This is a genomic window from Paraglaciecola sp. (assembly GCF_051252315.1).
Lineage (GTDB): Bacteria > Pseudomonadota > Gammaproteobacteria > Enterobacterales > Alteromonadaceae > Paraglaciecola.
Window position 1 is genome coordinate 49,779 of record NZ_JBPOFP010000011.1, and the last position, 21,098, is coordinate 70,876.

Consider the following 21,098-nt stretch of genomic DNA (forward strand, 5'->3'; position numbering starts at 1 on the left):
CTAAACTCTTGCGTTAATATTTAGAAACGCGACCTTGACCATCACTTCGGTGATCACTGGCTGCCTCTACTTGGCCTGCATCAGACAATACTATCGCCCCTGCATGGCCCATTAATTCATTTACACTATCTACCGCTCTAAGTTGATGGCCTTGCTGTATAAGCTCTTGACCTAAATCAGCAAAAAGATCTTGCTCCATTTTTAGATCATGTTCGTTACTGCCCCATGTGCGGCCCAATAACCATCGACCTTTATTTACAGCTTCTTGTAAATTTAGATTCTCATACAGATACCGACTCATTATTGCGGCTTGGGTTTGTGGCTGACCTTCTCCGCCCATAGTGCCATAACTAATACGTCGACCATCATTTAACACTGCAAATGCAGGGTTAAGCGTATGAAAGGGTTTATGTTCTGGCTTTAAGGCATTCACATGGTTTTCTTGTAAGCTAAAACTGGTACCACGGTTATTCCAAACTAAACCATATTCAGGTATCACCACACCTGAACCAAACTCCCAATAGATACTTTGAATAAAACTAACCATAGTGCCATTTTTATCTACACATCCCATCCAAACTGTATCACCTTCAGCTGATTCTCTTGGCCAAGGTAGCGCTTGTTGACTGATATTTTTGGCTAGACTCGCAATGTGAGAGGGAGATAATAAAGACTGCCAATTTTTGGATAACCTACGAGGATCACACACCTCTTTATCACGCACTAAAAAAGCTTGTTTTGTGGCTTCGACTAAAGCATGGACTTTTTGTGCTTCAGACCAATCATCTTGATAAATTTCATCATAAATTGCCAAAATAAGTAGCGAAGCTATACCTTGAGTGGGTGCAGGTAGATTGTAAAACTGACCTTTACTGGTTTTCACTGACAAAGGTTGTAAAACTTTTGCCTGATAGTTTTGTAAGTCGTTTAATTGAATGGGGCTGTTGGCATCACTTAACGACTTTGCCAGATTTTTGGCTATATCACCTCGATAAAAACTATCTACACCTTGCTCAGCTAATTCAGTTAAAAAATGCGCCAATTGCGGATTTTTAAATAACTCACCTTTTTGCAGTGGTCTTGAATTGGGTTCAAATACAGCTAAATACTGAGATTCAGCACTTAACTCTTCTGACACTTTTTGACTAGCATTTTGTAGACTCTGAGTAACTTCAATCCCTTCTTTGGCAAGCTTAATTGCCGGAGCTAATAACTGGCTGAGTTCAATAGATTCTGAAAACACACTGGCGTATTCACGAGCCTTTTTCCAACTGTCTAACGTTCCGCCCACCGTTAATGCAGCTAACCCACCACGACTGGGTATTTGCTCATGACCTAATTTTTTATAAAACTCAATGTCAGCGCTTTTTGCCGCGTAACCACAACCATCAATACACACAGGCTCTTGATTAGGCTTTTGAATGACCCAAAATCCGTCGCCAGCCAAACTATTCATGTGGGGATACAACACACTGATAGCAGCTGCGCCTGCCACCATAGCATCAATCGCACTGCCACCTTGTTTTAACACAGACATGCCAATTTCACTGGCTTTTGCGTGGGGTGCAGTAAAAGCAATATTAGACATATTCACCGCCGTTATTTTTGCATTGGTTTTTGTTCTGGTTATGGTGCTGATCATTATGCTGGTTATAGGTTGAAATTTTATCCATTAATAATCTCATGACACAAGATCCTGAGCCGCGTCTATTAACTCAAGGTCACTAAACTGAGTGCCTAATAAAGATAAACCAAATGGCGCGTCTTCATCGGTCAATACAGGTAAATGTAGTTGAGGTAAACCTGCCAATCCTGCTGGTGCCGTTAAGCCCATTAACTCACTTCTATAGTTTGCCATCCATTTATCAGTTGCATCTAAAAGTGGTGACGCTGAAGGTGTTGTCGGCAACACCACATAATCAGCTTTTGAAAACCACTCTGATATTTGTTGCTGAATCTTTGCTCTTTGTTGTAAGGCTTGCTTAAAGTCTTGCTCTGAAATGGTTTGACACCAATCAAGTCTGATTTGAATATCTGCAGCAAACTTGGGCTGAGTTTCTAAGAACCAATCTCTATGTGTTTGCCACAAGTTATACCCTTGCAACACTCTAAAACATTCACTGGCTTGTTTTAACCAATCACCAGATATCGTTAGACGATCTGCTTGCGAAAGCGCTTTCTGGCTGTCTAACCATGCTTGATGAGAAGTTCGCCACAGTAACTTTCCATCAAGTTCGGGCTCTAAAACCGCCACTTTTTTTATCTCTAATGGTGGCTGATTAGTATGCTCTTTAACTTGGTCAGGTAATAAGACCTTGGCCACTTTCTGTAAACTTTTCAGATCACGCGTCATCCACCCAACAGTGTCAAACATAGGAGCCAAAGGCACCATGTTATCCATTGAAATGGCCCCATGAGTTGTACGTAAACCAAAGAGGCCATTGTAACTTGCCGGCACCCTAATCGAGCCACCAGTATCAGTGCCTAAACCAATATCGGCTTGGTCTGTAGCGACAGCAATTGCAGAGCCACTGCTCGATCCGCCAGGTAAACGGTTTTTAGCCTTTGGATTTACAGGTGTTCCATAATGAATATTGCAGCCATTTAAACTGTAAGCTAATTCATCCGTTTGGGATTTACCTACAAACTCAGCGCCAGCTTTAAGTAAAGTATCCACTACACTTGAGGTTTGTGTTGGAATATCGTGGCTAGCCAACCAATCAGGATTACCCGCTCCAGTGGGCATTCCTGCAATATCAAATAAGTCTTTTACCGCTAATTTTAGCCCAGTCAATAATTCACTGGTTTTAGCGACACCTATCTTATCTTGATATGCAAAAATGGATTGATCAATCGGCATTACGTTTCCTGCTGAATTTCTCAATAAGTCATTGAGTAATTTACGTGTTGTTTAGTACTGGAATATATAAAACCCAGCGAAATACTGAGTATTGAGCAACGATTATACCATTTCCTGTCCAATTGGTTATCTTTTTAACAAAAATAGATATATTCTATTTAAATCAATTAGTTGAAAACCAATTACCAACATAATTGACGTTAAATTTAAAAAGTTTATTCAATATAGACTTGTGTTTGTGAACTAGCTTGGAGCATATTTGAGCCCACGATGCACCAAAAAAGTGTTTATTACGAGGCGAACTTAAGTTCATCAACCATCAAATCGAAGCTAATACGATGGCACACTAATTGATTACAAATTGATAAATAACCTTGATTTAGATATTTAAAACGCAACGCTGAATACAACTCAGTACTTTTCATACTAGGAATGACCAAGATGGACATAACACCCGATTCAAATTATCCAAGAGACCTCATAGGTTATGGAGAACACCCACCAAAAGTCACCTGGCCAGGCTCTGCAAAAATTGCGGTGCAATTCGTGATTAACTACGAGGAAGGCGCAGAGAACTGTATATTACACGGCGATGCTCAATCAGAAACATTTCTATCAGAAATAATTGGCGCAAAAGCATATGAAAATCGACATATGAGCATGGAATCGATATACGAGTATGGCAGTCGAGCCGGATTTTGGCGCCTGCACCGATTATTTAATAAATATCAAATACCCGCCACTGTATACGGCGTGGGTATGGCTCTACTTAGAAACCCGGATGCTGTTGAAGCCATGCAAAAATCTGAGTGGGAAATTGCCAGTCACGCCTATCGTTGGATTGACCACCAGTTTATGTCAGAACCCCAAGAACAAGAGCAAATTGCGTTAGCCATTGAGGCACATACACAAGCAACAGGCGAGCGCCCTCTAGGTTGGTACACGGGCAGAGACAGCCCCAATACCCGTAAATTAATATGTCAGCAAGGCGGTTTTTTATATGACTCAGATTCTTATGCTGATGACCTACCCTACTGGAATACTGAATACGGTAAACCTCATCTAGTCATCCCATATACATTAGACACCAACGATATGCGTTTTGCTGCTCCACAAGGCTTTAACTGTGGCGATCAATTTTTTACTTATCTAAAAGATAGTTTTGATGCATTGTACGCTGAGGGTGACAACACGCCTAAAATGATGAACATTGGTTTGCATTGCAGAATTATTGGTAGACCAGGACGTATTCAATCTTTAGAGCGCTTCATTAAATATGTCGCTTCGCATCAAGATGCTTGGGTGTGTAAAAGAATCGACATTGCCAAACATTGGCATCAGTTTCATATGGCTGAATAACCTAGAATAAACTCAGGTTTGCATAAAAAGAACACTCTATCTGCTCAAATTTAACTCGAACAGATAGAGTTCTGTAGCCGACTTCAGTTTTAATGTTCTGCTAACATTTTATCCGCTTTAGCATTTCTACGTTCCGCTTCACGGGTACTGGCTTGATATAAACTATCAGTGTTCTCTACCCAAGCTTTTGCATCCTCGGTGCCCGCTATCAAATAAGATTCAGGGTAAATGTTCACAGCATGACTAGGATAAGAATTCACTCTGTCGTCAGCCATTTTATACCCAATGAAGAGGCCTTGCCCGGTCAACACCAATCCTAACGAGATGTAACTAATTTTTTTGTAACTAAAGTGAGTGGTGAGATACAAGACTGCCCACATTGCAGAGGCAAAGAGTCCAAAGGAAATCAATTTTTCTATCAGCACTAAAATGAAATTACCACCAAAATTAAAACTCAAAAGCCCATTAAATTTAGAGGTTAAAAGCGTCATACATCCCCAGGTCGCACTAATTACGATACAGGTAAAAAAGCGCACTTCCTTTTTAAATACGTTAGATGCTCCGGCCACAAACAGCCCGCCTATAAATAAGGTAATCACCACAGATAAATCTTTGACGATGAGTTTAGACCAGACTATTTCTGTGGATTGGGAAAGATAACGACTGAATACAGATAAACCCAATACTATGACCATCATTAATAATGCCCAGTACCAGCGGTTGGCACGTTGGGACATATCTTCCAGTACAGTCATTTTTACTGTTTTAGCCAATGGTTGCTGACTACTCACCACGCGCATGAATATGTTACCCACCACAAATGGTTGGCCAAGCTCAAACGGTACATTAGATGGAATGGGTTGATTTTGTTCGGTTTTCACACCATTCACAGACTCTTTATCCGTTACCCAAACTTGTCCATCCTGCACTGAGATATTTAAATGGTAAGGACAAACATATTGACCCTGTAACACAATATCGTTGTCATAGGCTCGACCAATATTTGCTTGGTTACCTGTCAGCTTATAATAATCTTGCACTTTGCCATTTCGAGACAATATTTCTAGTACTAATGCCATTGAATATTCTCCACAAATTTAGTGGTAAATGCCTGCCCAGTCCCTCGACTAATGCCATTTAAAGAAAACTTAGCGATTAGCGCTTGGTCATTTTTTCCTAACAACAAAGCTCTAAAACTGACATCAAATAAACCTGGGTACAATCGGTAGGCTCGCACGCAAGTTGATGTTTTCATAGTGTGATTAGTCTCATTTTCAATCACACCTTGTTCACAATGATAATTAGTTGTATCACGTGTACTAATACTGCTCTTAGACGAATTATGGCGCATTGCTCTTTGATATAAGTTCGCAAGTTGCAGTGAGTTCAGCTGATTACTGTTTCTCAACTCAAAACTATATTTAAACCCAGATAATTTTGAGGATGAATTGAGTGATACCCATTCACGTAACTGGCATCCAGTGCTCACTCGATCATATTGGCGCTTTTCATTACTTTGATTAGAACTACTACCACAAGACAAAAATTCAGCTATTTTTTGAGGCACAACGGCTGAACCTAGCGTATCCGTGGGCCACTGAGAACTTAAAATAGGCGTAAATAAAGCGGTTTGATAGTCGGTTAATTGTTGGGTGATTTGAGCGGTGAAATCGTCAGATTGAGTGCTCTTGGTTTGATTTTTAGCAGCTTGATAAGAATCAATTAACGCATGTAACTTTCCAACGGGTACTAAGGAGCCAATTTGATTGCCTCTGGTAGTGACATTAATGCCTACGACTTTAGAGTCCGACTGAATGGTTGGTCCACCAGACATACCAGGGTTAATAGAACCCGTAAGGTTTATTTCTTCGGTAAACCTATGATTAATTAAACCATTAAAGGTTCCTGGTACAACTATCATGCCTAAATCAAGAGGATTACCAATTGAGTATAAGTCCTGACCTTTTTTAGGCAGATTATCCGCTAATTCAAAAAATTCGGTGCCAGTTAATTCTGTTTGTACCAAAGCGAGATCGTTAATCACATCAACATCGACTAGTGTAGCCTCATGCTGCTTGCCAGCTAAATCAATAAATTGCACTACAAAGTCTTCAGGCAGCGCTACCACTCTGCTAATCACATGATAATTAGTCACCAGCAAACCTGACGTATTAACAAAAAAACCAGAACCAAAACTGACTTTTTGTCCTGATACTTTATTAACTATGGTGACTTGAACAATCTTATTTTCGTTTTGTTTAATCAAATCATTAGCAGACAATTCTGCCAAGGTAACTGGCATAAACACTAGGTTGATGAGTATACAAAGTGTGAAGCTTACTACTCTTAAAAACATAACTTCCCTTATGTTGCGTTTGGTAATCCACATAGATTCTAAACTAAAGGGAAGTAATGATATAGGTTCCTAACCTTAACAAAAGGATTACTATTAATAGTAACAACGATAATGGGACTTTGAGCCATCAGGATCCATTTTTAACAAACGCGCTAAATTAATACTTTGTGGTTTAGGAGATATTAATAAACACTGTGCTAGTTCGGCTCTGTCTTCTTTCACTACAAGAGGAATTAAATCTTCAATAGCTTGCAAATATTTGTCATCCGCATACTTTTGGTAAGCAACTTGTAAAAAGTAAAATAAGCGTCCGCGACGCATTTTTTTATCTTCAACATTTTGCCAGTAGCCTTGTTCTTTAATCGCAGGTAATAAAAAGTCAATCGCGCTCTTTAAGCTACTGCCATTTGGGCTTTGATAGTGCCACATATCTAAACCAAGATGATCGCCCACTCGAGCAGCAAAAAAATAAGCTTCAAGATTAAACAATGAATAATGCAAAGGTCGTGTTCTGGCTAATTCATCAGGTTGAGCCCCTGATGGTTTAACCTGCTGCTCTAAACGAGTATCAAATACTCGTTTAGTATATTTTTTTGCTAAGGCATTTTTTCCGGTGAATAATGCATAAGCTGCAACTTGGGCCTCGCAATAGGTTCCATGATTATTATGTGCATCACAGGCTCCTTGCCCTAATTCATTGTTTAACAACCAATTTAAATATTCGCCAAGCCAGTTTTTAAATTGTGTTTGCTGGCCAGAACTCAACGCACCAGAGTCCGATAACAAGCCAACATCGTCGATTAAACGTATAAACCAACGAGTTTCGATCACCCCGTATTTACGTCCATCACTTTGACCAGGAACGGCTTGACCATAGTGTAAACTAGGGTTCATACCTGAGGTAGGATCTAAGAACCATGTATTAATCAGCTGAGACGCCTTCTTCGCATATTTTTTATCTTTAGTATAAAAATAGGCAAGTGACAAATCACTGATTTGAAACAACATTTCATTCATGACAATTTTATCAGAACCATTAGTTTTACTACTTGGGTTTACTTGCCCGTCTTTTTTAATCCACGGTAATCCATCTGATTTAGTTTCATCTGGCCACCAATAAGGTCCAACACTAATGTAATCTTTTTTACTGCCACTAGGTGGCGTTAAACTTTTATCTAATACAGATACAGAATCTTTTTTTAATCCTATTTCAGCTTTTACTAATAAGTTTTTCACCACTTGGTTAAGGACAGGATCACCGCTTTTGTAATCAGCGTAACTTGACTCTAACCACGCTTGGTCAATAGAAATAAATCGAGTATTTTCTGCTCTCACCTTTTTATTTGTAGGGTCTGCGGTTGAGCTGCAGCCAGTCAGAGCGATAAAAAGTCCTATCGAACAACTTATTAAACGATTAGATATTTTGGGCATATTGGTCACTCTTCACTGCTAATTTAGTCACGTTTTTGAATCGAATAGCTTACCATAAACACAAGTATCAATGACACACTAAGACCTATATTGATTGATATTGACGCAACTAACTAATAAGATGAGTGAATAACTTTTTATTGAACGTTTACATATGAAAATATTTATTACTCTACTTTCTGTTCTAGTTTTGTCTTCTTGCGCAATACAAAATTCGATCTCAACAAATACCAATCCACCAAACGGCAGACTAGCCATAGTGATCGACGGAAATTCTCCCGACCCTGATGATCTAGGGGCTACACCAGTTATGTTTGGTCTTTTACAACAAGCCGGCTTGAATGACAGGTTAGTACATTTATCTCACTCATGTGATCTAGACCCTTTTCGAAATAAAGGCATTCAACGTATTGATGCAAAAAATGAAGCACGCCGACAGAAAGTATTAGATGAACTAAGTGAAAAAGGTACAAACCTATTTGGTCCGTTTAAGAACCTACGCAACTTTTATAATTGTCGTGTTGATCAAACCGGTGCGGTTAACGACTTAGTGGATGCCATTAACGCGTCCACTGAAAAAAGCCCACTTTGGATCATTGAGGCTGGAGAGCCAGACCTAATAGGTTATGCCCTGCAAGCCTCTAAGCCCAGCACGCATAAATACGTGCATGTGGTGTCTCATCATCCAGCCAACGACAACAGTGGTGATTATTTTAGCTGGCAGCAAATATTGGATTTTGGTGTGACCGAACATCAAATTGGCGATCAAAATGTTGGATTACAAACGCCTACACATCCATGGGATTGGGCAAAAAATCACAAACATCCTGGCATTTCATTTATCTGGGACATGATGGCTTATGCTGAACAAGACGGTGTGGTGAATTTTCAAACCAACAAATTTGATTGTTCAGATGCTGGCATGGTGTATTGGTGGATCAGCGGTGCAGACAAAGGTGGTAATAAGTTATCAACACCATCGGACATGAAACAATCTCTTCTTAACCTAATGTAATCCAATAGATTTAGTCCAATGTAGATTTAGGCAACAAGGTCATTCTCAGTAAAAACTGAGAATGACACTCCCCACTAATCTAATTGGCTATATCTTCTTTTAGGGCCAATCGCTAGACTTTGCTTAAATGCTTGCTTTGCGCCAACTTGATCACCTGTTAGGCGTAACATATCTCCTAATAAGTCTCGAGCGGGCAGCACCGCACCTGGAGTCACCGGATTTTTGTCTAATGCGTCTTCTATGTCAGCAGCTTGTGTTTGTAATTTAAGTGCCGTTTTATGTTGTCCATTTGCAAACTCTACCCAAGCTTGCACCGATTTGCGTTGTGCATCGACCAAGAGCGCCCAATACTGAGGACTGCTTTGTTTAGTTTGTTCAAATAACTTATCCAAAACCTTTATGTGTTTTTGAGCTTGGGCAAGATCTCCGGATCTCGCAGCTCCTATTCCTTTGGCAAAATAGGTAATAGCTTCAACCTGTGGAAATTTTTCCCAACTAATGTAACTTGGCGTTCGCGTTTTTAGCTGGCTCGCTTGTTTCCATTGTTTTTGTTCAAGGGCCACTCGTGCCGGCATTGCACTCAAAGCATAAGCTGCAGGGAAGGTGTTTTGAATTGGATGATAAGCTTCAAACTCTTGTAATACGCCAGCTGCTTTTTCACCTTCGCCTAATTGTAAGTAGCCATATACTAAATAATCCAAAGCATGCACATAATGCATAGAAGTCGCACCATTCGTTGGATACTTTAATGCGGCATTAGCTGAACGAATATTCCAAGATGCCACATCTTGCCACGCACCAATTCTCACAAAAACATGGGTAGGCATATGTAGGGCATGTGGCACGTCTGGCGCAATTTTGTCATAAGCTCTAGAAGGACTTACCCCAAGCTCAGCCAAAACAGGGTTGTCGTAAGCATGGATACTGTAATGTATCGCGCCAGGGTGAGAAGAATGTTTGTCTAACACTTTGGCTAGTATTCCACCGGCCTTTTTATTAGCACTAAATGTTTTATCTTTTTTAGAGGCAGTAACCAGCAGTGACAAGGCATAAAAAGCGGTAGCATCAACATCATTTGGGTACTGCTTAGCTAATTCTGCATGAGCCACTGCCCATGCTTTTGTGCGGTTTTGTTCTGGTACAGTTTGCCAATCATTATAAAATTTCTGCGCTGCACTAACATAAGATTGTTCTCGTTTGGTCAGTTCAAAGGTTTGGGCTTTAGCCAGTGCCTGTTGACCATTTTTTAATGCTACTTTGCTAATTTTATCTGGCCATAAAGGGTGATTCATTGACATGGCGTAACCCCAATAAAACATCCCACACTCAGGCTCTTTTTGTATCCATTTTTTAAATAACATTTCAGCTTGGGCGTACATCATATGATGAAGTAGAGCGACACCAGTTTGCATGGCTTTTTGCGACTTAACATCACAAGAAATAGAAAAATTAACGTCCCCTAAATAACCTAAATCTTTTAACACTATATCTTCATCATTATGCCCATCATGTGCATAAACAGCACTGCTTAATAACAACAAAACATAGACTTTGAATCGAATAATTAACTTACCTGTAAACCACATAAAACTCTCTCCCTTTCCTTTTTAGTCTCCTCACTGCACACAATGAGGCGTGATAAACCTGGATAAAACCCCATTTAGTGTAGCCGTTCACATCGCTAAATAGTATGTTTTTTAAGCAGGTGTGATTTACCAGATGTCATGAGGTGAATTGATGTTGCGTATGACGACATTCGCCACACTTAATATTAGAAAAGAAGTCCAAGTAATCTTTATCTACGTCACTAGGTGGCAGATATCTCGAACCTACATAAAGCTATGGCAAATACAGCTTAGTATCACCTTGTTCAAAATTAAATCATTCAGTGCTCTAGGCAATAAAAAGGGTTATAAATAGCAAAAGGGAAAATAATAATGAACATTTTAAGTGATTGAAGTATTTGTTTTGGCTGTTGCTCTGAGTATGGATGCTTTTGCAGTATCTGTTGGACTTGGTGCAAAGCGGATTAAAAAAACAAGTTCCATGGCGATTTTGGCCGCAATATATTTTGGCCTATTCCATGCTATAACGCCGTTTGTTGGTTTTTGGGCAGGGAAAAGTGTGCTTGGCTGGATTGAAATTTATGCCTATTGGATTGCATTTTCACTTCTTACATTGATTGGTGGAAAAATGATTTATGAGGCTCTTAACAAAAAGGAAAAACCAGATATCGTGAGAGTGTCCCATAAAGTCATGCTGGTGTTAGCCATTGCTACAAGTATCGATGCTATGCCTGCTGGATTTAGCCTAAACCTACTTGAAGTTAATCAACTGCTTGCTTGTGGTGTAATTGGTTTAACCACATTTATATTCAGCCTTATTGGCGTATTTGTAGGGGCAAGAAGTGAAACTTGGCTAGAAAATAAGGCCGAAATTTTTGGAGGCATAATACTCATTTTAATCGGCTTCAAAATATTGATATTTTGAGACTCTACATAAAACATGAAACTCATTGTTCTTTGTGAGTTTTAGAATACATGGCTTAATAAAAGGAGTTGAGATACTTAGTTAGAAGTAACTAAATTGGTTGAATGTGTAGAAATCATTTATGATCAAAATGCGGATAAATTTTAAAATTTAGGGTAAATCGATGGATGAATTGTTCAGTACTATTGGTTTGGTTAGCGCCATTATTGGAGGGTTTGCTTTTACCTTTGTAGGGGCATTATTGGCTGCGGATTCAAAATCACCGGCTTTTAATTGGGTGTTTGGCTTAGCAATGTTCGCAGCTTCAAGTTTAATGGCCGCAGCACTGGGTTCGGTGCTGACATCTCTAGCCGCTAAACAAGGTTTTGAAATTAATTTGCAGTGGATGCATCAAAAAATTTCGTTGTTGTTTTTGGCCGGCATATTAACCCTTATTTTTTCTATCTCAATGTGTGGCTGGCTGCGTTCCAGACAACTTGGCTATGTATCTCTGAGTATCGGATTCTGCGCGATTATGATGCTTCTGTGGGTGTTAATACCCTATTTAATGTTTGGTTAACAATAAATTACGCTTTGGGTTGTGAGTTCAAACTAAAGATAAACAATAAAGCCCCCATGAAAAATTAATAGAGACACCCATGATAAAAGGGGCAAAATAAAAGGAGAAAAACCAAATTAAACGACCTTAAAAACAAAAAAGACCGCCTAAGGCAACTCATATTATCGCCATCAAAACCTTTTATTCAATTTATCTGCGGCGACTTTATGTCGGGCCATGATGTCTTGTAAATCGGCATCCACTAATTCAGTTTGTTTCACTGTCCATTGCCCTTTCCACATACTGCACGTTTCGCCAAATAGTTATAACCAAACGCCATAGGACTATGTAATTTCCGTCTATTCCCTATACACCTGTAAACCCAGTGATATTGCGAATAAAACACAACTTTTAAATACAAACCTCAAATAACACTCATTGACTTCCCTCCGAGTGAGAAACATACTTACCGCATGGAAAATTAAACACCCGAAATATTGCTGTGAGTGTTGCTTAATGGATAAGCACAACGGTGACTGCTGTTCAGCAGTGCGCCTCGATGTTATCTCCAATATAAGATTATTGAAACATGTCTAAAGCGACCTGCTTTTTGATGATTTTCTCCTTACTGTAAAAAGGAATTACATGCTAAATTACTTAATTAAAACGTTAACTTTGCTGAGAGTGAGTACCAATATTTTACTCTTAGTATTTATATATTCTTTCTCCTTATCAGCTGTAGCCAATTCAGCGCCAACGATTACATTTTACTGGTCTAACAACCCAATTTTCGAAGGAGAATCAACCCATAGGGTTTGGAGTTCAACGAATGCAGACAAGTGTGTTGGACGTAATGGAGTCACATCGATAGGAACTTCGGGCTCAAGCCTGCATAAACCTCAATATGCTGATATGTCTGTAACTATTACATGTAGTGGTCCTGGTGGTTCAGTTAGCAAAACTGCGACTTTAACAGTTAATCCTCCCCCGCCACCTCCTACATTAAGTTTTAAATGGGTGCCCAGTACTATAATTGCAGGTGAAACTGCACATCGAGAAACATCCACAACTAATGCGACAAGTTGTATCGGAAATAATGGTCAAGAAGTAGGTACATCCGAGATAAGTCAAGAAAATGTTCATACAGTGAGTAAAACAGTAACTAAAACTTGTTACGGCCCAGGTGGCAGCGTTAGTAAGACCATCACCTTAACGGTTAACCCTGTACCCAATTACCGCCCCCAAATATCAAGTATTAGCAACAAAACGATCAACGAAGACCAATATATAAGCATTACTCCCAACGCAACCGATCAGAACGGTGACAACCTCAGCTTTAGTATTACCAACAAACCTAGCTGGGCAACCTTTTCCACCTCAACTGGACGGTTAAGAGGCACACCGAGTTTCACAGATGCAGGCACTTACAGCAATATTAAAATTACTGCTAGCGATGGTTCACTTACTGACTCTGAAACATATTCAATAACAGTAAATAATTTATTAAACACTGCCACCCTAGATTCCCCTGCTAATGATGCCACTTTCTTAGGCGATTCTGTTTGTTTTGATTGGAATACGACAACAGGAGCCAATTATTACACCATCCAGGTGAGTAGCACTCCGGCTTTTAATGCAAGTGGTAACCGGTGGGTTTTACGCGACTTAGAAACAACAGCTGGCTGTTGGAGTTCAAGTTTTATTGCAAACGATACAGCAGGAAGTACGCCTAATCCATTGCCCAACGGCACCTATTATTGGCGTGTTAAGTCGATGGATGATGAAACATTTGGAAGCGGTTATAACTACACTTTCTCTGATTATCGCAGTTTTACTGTTAATCGCACCACTCCAGTTGCCCCAATAAGCTCAATTGATTCCCCACAAGCAAACGAAACATATACAGTTTCTTGGGATGACGATGTCGCAGGAGCCAATTCTTACAAATTGTTTGAAAATGATATTGAGGTGCCTAGCGTTAACGGCACAGAGCATGAGTTTTCAAAGACTGCCATCGGTGTTTATCATTATAAAGTTCAGGCGTGTAATATCACCGGCTGTACGGCACATAGTGCTGTGCAATCTATATCAATTAAAGCTGCTAGTATCGTGCGTGGCTACATTGAAGGTATTTCACATTTAGAAGATGAACGTTATATTCAAGGATGGGCGTGCCAAAAGTATGATAACCGCTCTATTAATGTAGATATATGGGTAGGAGGCGCTGCAGATACAGGAACACATATCTCCAGAGGTATTGCTAATGAAGAATCAAATGATTCTGTCGCAGCTGAATGTGAAAATACTGGCTCAAAGCATCGATTTACAGTTATCTTGCCTAAGTCTGAGCGTACTGTACATGCAGGCAAAAAAATATACATTCATGGTATTTCTATTATTGGTACGCAGCATCGACTGTTAGGTCGTAGTGGCGAACTGAGCTTACCTGATTACACCCCACCGTCCCCCGAACTTATCACATTTACTTGGCAACAAACCAAGGTCATGGTAGGTGAAGCGGTTACATTAGATTGGGATATTTCGAATATAGACCATTGTACTACAATCATAGACGGTGAAGAGCAGAGCTTTACAGCAACAGATGAATCTTCCGTATTCACTTTTTACACAGCTAGTGAACATGTAACCCAATGGTCTTGTACTGATTTAGCGGGTAATCGCTTCCCAGCAGATGAAAATGAGTTTATTGAAGCACCAATAACCGTTACCCCACTCGCTGCACCACAAAATTTAAAGGAGCAACCAAGTGAATAAGGATATATTAAAAATGATTCATATCCCTCAAAGAATAGGCAAGTTAAAAGTCAACATACTGTCAATAAGTGGCATATTATCGACCTTACTATTTTCAGCTTATGCACAAGCAAATAACACCGTCACACTAACTTGGGACGGGATCTCAGAAGCAGACGGGTATCAGCTAGAAGAAAAGCTCGCCTCTGATCCCAATTGGGATAATGCCATCAAAACTCAAACTGATGATGATACTGCCACACTCACGTTAACCGACAGAGCTGACGGTGAGTATGTATATCGGGTGATTGGTTGTGTGACCCTCCCTACCAATGAGCTGAAGTGCAGCGACGAGATTGCTGAATATAGCGCCCCAACACCGCCAGTGACTTTGCCTTTGACTCAGCCTGGGCCAGTTACACTCAGTTATATGGATTTATCGTGGAATGATGATGGCTTATTACTGGATTGGGAATCAACCAAGCCGGTAGTAGTAGAGCTACAACGCGATCAAGGTATTTGGTTTGATAGTGTACAAAAAGGGGCTGACGAATCCGACTTTGAATATAACACTACTGTAGCAGGTAGTTACCGGTATCGTATAAAAACTTGTGATGCTGATTTTGAAACAAACTGCTCTGATTGGGTGGAATCAAAAAGCGTATCTTTTCAACCTGCGGTACCTGATAATTTTAAAAGTTATGCTGATGCATCCACTGTAACAGCAAGTGACGTTGAAATTACGCCTAGTACGTATTCTGTTTCGCAAGGTGTGCTGAACTATAATATACCCCTTGAAATTCCGTCGTTTCCATCAGGGTTAAAAGCTGATATCTCTAGTGCGAGTATTCGCGGGGCGTTTGCTTATATCTCTCACCTAACCGATAGAGTGAATGGTTTAACCTATTGTAATGTGTCTAATCGTGTTAAAAGCATGGCTGAACAGGAAGATGCAGATGGACTTGTTCCAAGCGATAGCCAGTTAGTTAGGCGTATGTGTTACAAAGGGCAAGAACTTGTTAAAGCCGGAGACATGACGGCGATTGAGGCAGATAAAGCCGACTATGAATCAGAATATTGGGCTGCAGATTCTGAGTATTATCTAATAAATCAACCTGCAATTAAATTTGTTGCACAAGGGACGGCGCAGAACACAACAGTTAACCACAATATACACAGCTCAGTAATAATGCATTTACCTAATGGTACGTTTAATACGTATCAGACATCGGTTAACATTGTGACGGGGGATGCTACCCCTATTTATAAACTTTTAAGTCAAGAAGATGTGTACGGGAATACCATTAGTTATCGTTACCGTAATCAAGGCGCTATTAATTACCAAATAGACTATTCTAACGGTTATAAAATTATCATGTCGGGCTTGCATGGTGTTACATTGCCAAGTGAGGTCGGGATGGATGAAGTGCCGGCTAACACCATGTTTTTGACCATTTTTGCTGGCCTTAACCCCATTAAACAGTACAAGTTTAATTTTGCAGAAACGACGAATGAAGACAGTGTGTCAGGCCATTTTTATGCAAATTTTCGAGAGTTAGAAAGTGTAGAAGCGTGTGGTTATGCAAAAGACGCCACGGATTGGGCAGCAGCAGAATGTGCCACTCCACTTAGGTTTACATGGAATAGCAGTAAGTTACTAGAAACAGCACAAGGCAACGGTAATAGTATTACCGCGATATATGACCCCTCACGTAATCGCCCTGTGGTAGGCATACTCCGCGGTGGAAATGCGTCATTAGCTGCGCAATATAACACTACTTATAATGCGAATATACAAAATGGGGCAACTACCGCTATCGCCGCGCTTCCCACAGCAAACGGTCACTATTACACCGCTTATGTATATGAAAATGCGTTATATCAGCGTAATGACGGCACAATCTTAGAGGTACCTAAAGATGACATAGTCGTCAAAGAAGCGGGTAAAACGAATAATTTACTCGGCTACTCTAATATTGAGGTACGTAACTATGAGCAAAACAGTAAGACCAAGCTGACCTATGAGTACAATGAGAATAAAGAAGAACTGTTGTTATCAGATAGCAAAGAGTACGCAGGGCAAAATAAGTTGGTTGCGCACAGCACATATGTTTACGAAACTCACATTGACAACAGCAACTTAACTTACTTAGATACGTCGACTACCTTATCTTATGCTGCGGTAAGTGGCGCCGCACAATTACTGAGTAAAACCGAGGTTGATAATGACTATGATAGCTACGGTAACTTAACTCTGCAGACTAAAAACGTGTATGCGTCTAATGGAACGACTGCAGATGTATTGGCAGAAACCACCACTCACGACACGTCAGATATCACCAATAATGAGGTTGATTGGTTGATTGGGTTTGTTAACACCTCGCTGCAAACCAAACAGATATACACAGGTGCCGTTACCGGCAAAATTAAAACCAATAAAGTAACCTACTCTCCCAAAGAAGGCACCACAGATATTGAAGTCACCACCTCTTATGAGTCGAATGGTACAACTGTGTATAGAAAAGTGACCACAGCGCGTAATAGTTCAAGTTATGTGACATCGACTGAAATTGAGGCCACGAATGCGGAAGGGATCACTGAACAACGTACTACCACATACTCTGATTTTAATGATTATGGTTCACCGCGTATTATCACAGACGCAAAAGAAAACGACTCTACGTTAACCTACGATAATCGTTTTCAGGCACCGACTAGTGTCACTAATATCGACAATTTCACGCAGACGACCCAATACTCTGCGTTTGGCCGTGTCGTAAATCAAGTGGACCATTTAAACATTAATACGAACACTGTGCGTTTTACCTGCACGACAGGTAGTGGTTGCCCTACGACTTTTAGTGGTAACGATTATGCAGAGGATAATATCACTTCGATCCCTTATTCATACTCAAGTGCACATGCGAGCTATGGCGAGACTCAAACCGTTACACATACCAATGCATCAGGCCAGAATGGTGTGAGTACCACGATTGTTTATTACAATAGCCAGCATCAGCGTGTAGCGGTCGATACTCAAGCGTTGGGTGGGGTGATGATGCGCCAAGTTTTCTTATATGATGACAAGCGTCGTCTTGCTCGTACATCGACGCCTTTTAAAGTAGGCTCGTCAAGTTTCGAAACCAACTGGACTATCAATACCTATGATGATTATGGCAGGATTGAGCAGGTGGCTTTACCTAGCAATGGTGGGTTTAATCTGCTTGGAGATTATAGTAATAATGGCGGACTGATTAATTATGATTATTCAGTCGTTACCCAAGGTGGTATCACCTTGTCGCGCACGCAAAAAACAGTAGGCGTTAATCGAAATTTTTGGAACGCAATAAGTAGAACAAGAGAAAATCAAGTCAGCAGCAGTGACTACAATGCATTAGGGCAACTAGTGAAGGCTACAGACGCCGCCAGTACCGCTATTGATTATGAGTATGACGCTCATGGTAACTTAACCAAAACCCGTGTGGCGGGAGACAGTAATACAGATGTGGTTATCACTTACGATAATTTTGCTAACCGCTTAACAATGGATGACCCGAGTACCGGTAAAATAGATTTTGCCTATTCTGGTTTTGGTGAGCTTAAAACACAAACATGGCAACCAAACACTACCAAAGCTAAAAGCATGACCTATAAATATGACGAGTTAGGCCGTAATACAGAGCGCGTAGACAAACCAGCTAGCGGCACTGCGCGCACTCATTTATGGCAATACGACACTCAGTTTTACGGATTGTTAGATAAGGTTATTACTGCAAGTACAAATAGTAGTACCGGGTTGTTTGTAGAAGAATACGAATACAATGATTTAGGGTTAGTTGAGCGGTATACAGCAGAAGAGCCGGCGAATAATTGGAGTAAGTCTTTTGAATATGCCTACGACAGCTTTGGCCGTCAAACCATGATGACCTACCCTAGTGGTTATCAAGTTGCTCATGCGTACCATGATTCAGGCCATGCCCTTAGTGCCCATGAAATGAATACTGGTACGGCGTATACACCACCTTGGGCGGGTGCTAGTGATAAAGCACTGCGAATTTGGCAAGCCGGTAAGTTAGTTGTTGATAGTAACAATGGTCAGTCGAGCTCTATGCTGTATGGTAATCAGGTGGTAACAACCCAATCACAAGACCGCGCTGGGGCCATTATGACCAAAACTGCTGGGCAATATGCAGGCAGTGGCACTATACCTAGCGATATTCAATCGAGTCGTTTTTACTTTGATAGTGCCGGCGGTTTAAACAAACGCGAAACCACACAAACCGAATTGGCGGGTGTGAAGCATATTAGAGAAAGTTTTGTATACGATAATCTAAACCGTGTCAAAAAGAGCACTGTGTATCACAAGGGCAATGAAGCCACTGACAGCTATGTCACAAAATCCACTGCTAATTATGGTTATAACGCACTGGGTAATCTGACTAGTCGTTCCGATAAGGGCGGCACCTTTGCTTATGCTCTCACCAATAATGCTAGTGTTTACGGGGTAACCAGTGCTAATGGTCAGGCTTATAAGTACGATAAATACGGTAATGTGATTGAAAAGGGTGACCAAACCATCACCTATGATGTGTTTAACAAACCCACCAATATTAATGGGCAACAGTTTGCGTATGCGGCGGACCATAGTCGCTATAAACAAACCGACAGTAACGGCAAGGTGACCTATTATCTGTTAGGCGGTGTGTACGAAGAAATCACCGATGGCGATAAGAGCACCACCAATCATTATGTGGATGGGGTGTTCTTACATCAGTTAACTACTGAAAATGGCATGACTACTGCTAAGCGCCATTACTTTATTACCGACCATTTAAATTCTATTACGGGTATCACCGACGAAAACGCTAATGTAGTAGAGCGTTTAAGCTTTAATACTTGGGGTGAGCGCCGCGCTAGCGACTGGAGCAGTGGAGCCTTTGAGCTAGATGGCACCACCACTCGTGGCTTTACCGGCCACGAAATGTTAGACGATACGGGCTTTATTCATATGAATGGCCGGGTTTACGACCCTGTAGCAGGGCGCTTCTTAAGTGCTGATATTTACATTCAAACACCTACTTTTACTCAAAGTTATAATCGTTATAGTTATGTGATGAATAATCCGTTGAGTTTTGTGGATCCTAGTGGGTATACAGCTGAAACGAATGAACCCGTTTGTGGTGCGAGTCAAGGGTGCATTGTAGTTACTGGCTCAAGGCAAGAGCAAATTAGACATGAATTGGATGTACAAAACGCATTAGCTGATTATTATAATAGGATGGATCGTGGAGAAAGCACTTCAGGCAGTCCGGTGGATTTAGTTCAATATAATTATGGTGGTGTAACTCAGTTTAACTTTAGTGGTGGGATAGACTTGGTATTTCGCGAAAAAATGAAAACACTTAATCGAAAAGTAGGTAAACAAACTCGAAATATGCTGCGTAAATATAAAAAGGGTAAGTTTAGATTTGGTAAAGGTGAAAAAATAACCTACGCGCAAGCTGTCTGGTTATGGCGCTATGGTGGGGGTAGACGCGCGGTTGTTAATGGTAATAACTATTCTAATAATAATATATTCACTATGACGGGCTTGGTATCTTTAGTAACTGCGTCAAGTGATCGTTTTACACCTTTTGGTGACGCAACAAAGGTTTTTGGTAGTGAAAACTTTATTAATGGAAAACTTGATGGCGTGAGTACCTATGATTTTGATTTTAAAACTTCAGGTATTATAAATTTAATGATAAGAAACCCGTTAAATCAGCAGGCAATATATGAACATGGTGCTGGTCAGTCATTCGATATTGAGTTTGATTATGGTTACTGATATTTCTAAAAAATGGTTGTTGATTCCTGTAATGATGATAGTTGGTATATGTTTTTATCTGTTTAAAGGGTTACCAGGCGGATATTTTTACTTAGATTATTCTTCTTATGTGAATAGAATTGAACTAGATAATAAAATAGTTATCGCTCCTATGGTGTTGGATATTGATGATGTAAATGAATTTATTGTTGGTTTGAAACTTCCAGTCGATTACAGGCTCTGTTTTAGAGATGAGCTGAAAAAAGTCAGTTATAGTAATGTTGATGTAGTGAACCTTCCTGAGTTTTTTATAATATTCAGTGATACCGGTAAGGTGTTAAGATTCAAGACCAAGGAGAAGTTTGAATTGGCACTGTCTAAGTTAGGGATATTAAATAATATCGAACTTGATTACTCAGTTTTTCATACTTTTTGGGATAGGATTCCGAAAACTTCTAAATGGAGTAACTTTCCTCAAGAAGATTGTCC

The 21,098-nt window shown here is 40.2% G+C and carries 13 protein-coding genes; 7 read left to right on the top strand and 6 right to left on the bottom strand.

The genetic code is table 11. The features are described from left to right. Positions 1 to 13: 13 nt before the first annotated feature. A complete protein-coding gene (locus ACSHXM_RS03710) occupies positions 14 to 1,588 on the bottom strand; it encodes a gamma-glutamyltransferase family protein (RefSeq protein WP_435687380.1) in 1,575 nt (524 codons plus the stop codon). Between the two features lie 93 nt (positions 1,589 to 1,681). Further along, positions 1,682 to 2,860, bottom strand: coding sequence for an amidase (locus tag ACSHXM_RS03715; protein ID WP_435687381.1), 1,179 nt, complete (start codon positions 2,858 to 2,860; stop codon positions 1,682 to 1,684). 441 nt (positions 2,861 to 3,301) lie between these two features. On the opposite strand from ACSHXM_RS03715, the gene puuE reads away from it, so the two are divergent. After that, positions 3,302 to 4,219 carry an allantoinase PuuE gene (puuE, locus tag ACSHXM_RS03720; protein WP_435687382.1) on the top strand — a complete coding sequence of 306 codons (918 nt, stop codon included), beginning with the start codon at positions 3,302 to 3,304 and terminating at the stop codon, positions 4,217 to 4,219. Between the two features lie 89 nt (positions 4,220 to 4,308). Here the strand turns inward: puuE and ACSHXM_RS03725 are convergent, their stop codons facing one another. From ACSHXM_RS03725 to ACSHXM_RS03735, 3 genes are all read right to left on the bottom strand, one after another. Continuing rightward, complete coding sequence (locus ACSHXM_RS03725) at positions 4,309 to 5,298, bottom strand: FHA domain-containing protein (RefSeq protein WP_435687383.1); 990 nt, start codon at positions 5,296 to 5,298, stop codon at positions 4,309 to 4,311. Beyond that, positions 5,289 to 6,575 (bottom strand): S1 family peptidase, encoded by a 1,287-nt coding sequence (locus ACSHXM_RS03730; protein WP_435687384.1) that lies wholly within the window; start codon positions 6,573 to 6,575, stop codon positions 5,289 to 5,291. Before ACSHXM_RS03730 ends, ACSHXM_RS03725 begins: the two co-directional genes overlap by 10 nt. A 93-nt stretch (positions 6,576 to 6,668) precedes the next feature. Further along, positions 6,669 to 8,006, bottom strand: coding sequence for an alginate lyase family protein (locus tag ACSHXM_RS03735; protein WP_435687385.1), 1,338 nt, complete (start codon positions 8,004 to 8,006; stop codon positions 6,669 to 6,671). Positions 8,007 to 8,160: 154 nt separating this feature from the next. Between ACSHXM_RS03735 and ACSHXM_RS03740 the strand changes: the two genes are divergently transcribed. Then, positions 8,161 to 9,021, top strand: a complete 861-nt coding sequence (locus ACSHXM_RS03740; RefSeq protein WP_435687386.1) for a hypothetical protein — start codon at positions 8,161 to 8,163, stop codon at positions 9,019 to 9,021. A gap of 74 nt (positions 9,022 to 9,095) precedes the next feature. Here ACSHXM_RS03740 and ACSHXM_RS03745 read toward each other — a convergent pair whose 3' ends face one another. Next, positions 9,096 to 10,607 carry a tetratricopeptide repeat protein gene (locus ACSHXM_RS03745; protein WP_435687387.1) on the bottom strand — a complete coding sequence of 504 codons (1,512 nt, stop codon included), beginning with the start codon at positions 10,605 to 10,607 and terminating at the stop codon, positions 9,096 to 9,098. Positions 10,608 to 10,971: 364 nt separating this feature from the next. Between ACSHXM_RS03745 and ACSHXM_RS03750 the strand changes: the two genes are divergently transcribed. The 5 genes from ACSHXM_RS03750 to ACSHXM_RS03770 form a co-directional block, all read left to right on the top strand. After that, positions 10,972 to 11,511, top strand: coding sequence for a manganese efflux pump MntP (locus tag ACSHXM_RS03750; RefSeq protein WP_435687388.1), 540 nt, complete (start codon positions 10,972 to 10,974; stop codon positions 11,509 to 11,511). 163 nt (positions 11,512 to 11,674) lie between these two features. Further along, entirely contained in the window at positions 11,675 to 12,070 is a 396-nt protein-coding gene (locus ACSHXM_RS03755) for a hypothetical protein (RefSeq protein ID WP_435687389.1), read from the top strand. Positions 12,071 to 12,694: 624 nt separating this feature from the next. After that, entirely contained in the window at positions 12,695 to 14,824 is a 2,130-nt protein-coding gene (locus ACSHXM_RS03760) for a putative Ig domain-containing protein (RefSeq protein ID WP_435687390.1), read from the top strand. Further along, positions 14,817 to 20,630, top strand: a complete 5,814-nt coding sequence (locus ACSHXM_RS03765) for an RHS repeat domain-containing protein (RefSeq protein ID WP_435687391.1) — start codon at positions 14,817 to 14,819, stop codon at positions 20,628 to 20,630. Before ACSHXM_RS03760 ends, ACSHXM_RS03765 begins: the two co-directional genes overlap by 8 nt. Continuing rightward, on the top strand, positions 20,620 to 21,098 hold a 479-nt coding region (locus ACSHXM_RS03770), incomplete at its 3' end, for a hypothetical protein (protein WP_435687392.1). The genes ACSHXM_RS03765 and ACSHXM_RS03770, both read left to right, overlap by 11 nt.

Coding starts and splice junctions, on each gene's coding strand:
- ACSHXM_RS03710 (WP_435687380.1), bottom strand. CDS start 1,588: ATGTCTAATATTGCTTTTACTGCACCCCACGCAAAAGCCAGTGAAATT.
- ACSHXM_RS03715 (WP_435687381.1), bottom strand. CDS start 2,860: ATGCCGATTGATCAATCCATTTTTGCATATCAAGATAAGATAGGTGTC.
- puuE (WP_435687382.1), top strand. CDS start 3,302: ATGGACATAACACCCGATTCAAATTATCCAAGAGACCTCATAGGTTAT.
- ACSHXM_RS03725 (WP_435687383.1), bottom strand. CDS start 5,298: ATGGCATTAGTACTAGAAATATTGTCTCGAAATGGCAAAGTGCAAGAT.
- ACSHXM_RS03730 (WP_435687384.1), bottom strand. CDS start 6,575: ATGTTTTTAAGAGTAGTAAGCTTCACACTTTGTATACTCATCAACCTA.
- ACSHXM_RS03735 (WP_435687385.1), bottom strand. CDS start 8,006: ATGCCCAAAATATCTAATCGTTTAATAAGTTGTTCGATAGGACTTTTT.
- ACSHXM_RS03740 (WP_435687386.1), top strand. CDS start 8,161: ATGAAAATATTTATTACTCTACTTTCTGTTCTAGTTTTGTCTTCTTGC.
- ACSHXM_RS03745 (WP_435687387.1), bottom strand. CDS start 10,607: ATGTGGTTTACAGGTAAGTTAATTATTCGATTCAAAGTCTATGTTTTG.
- ACSHXM_RS03755 (WP_435687389.1), top strand. CDS start 11,675: ATGGATGAATTGTTCAGTACTATTGGTTTGGTTAGCGCCATTATTGGA.
- ACSHXM_RS03760 (WP_435687390.1), top strand. CDS start 12,695: ATGCTAAATTACTTAATTAAAACGTTAACTTTGCTGAGAGTGAGTACC.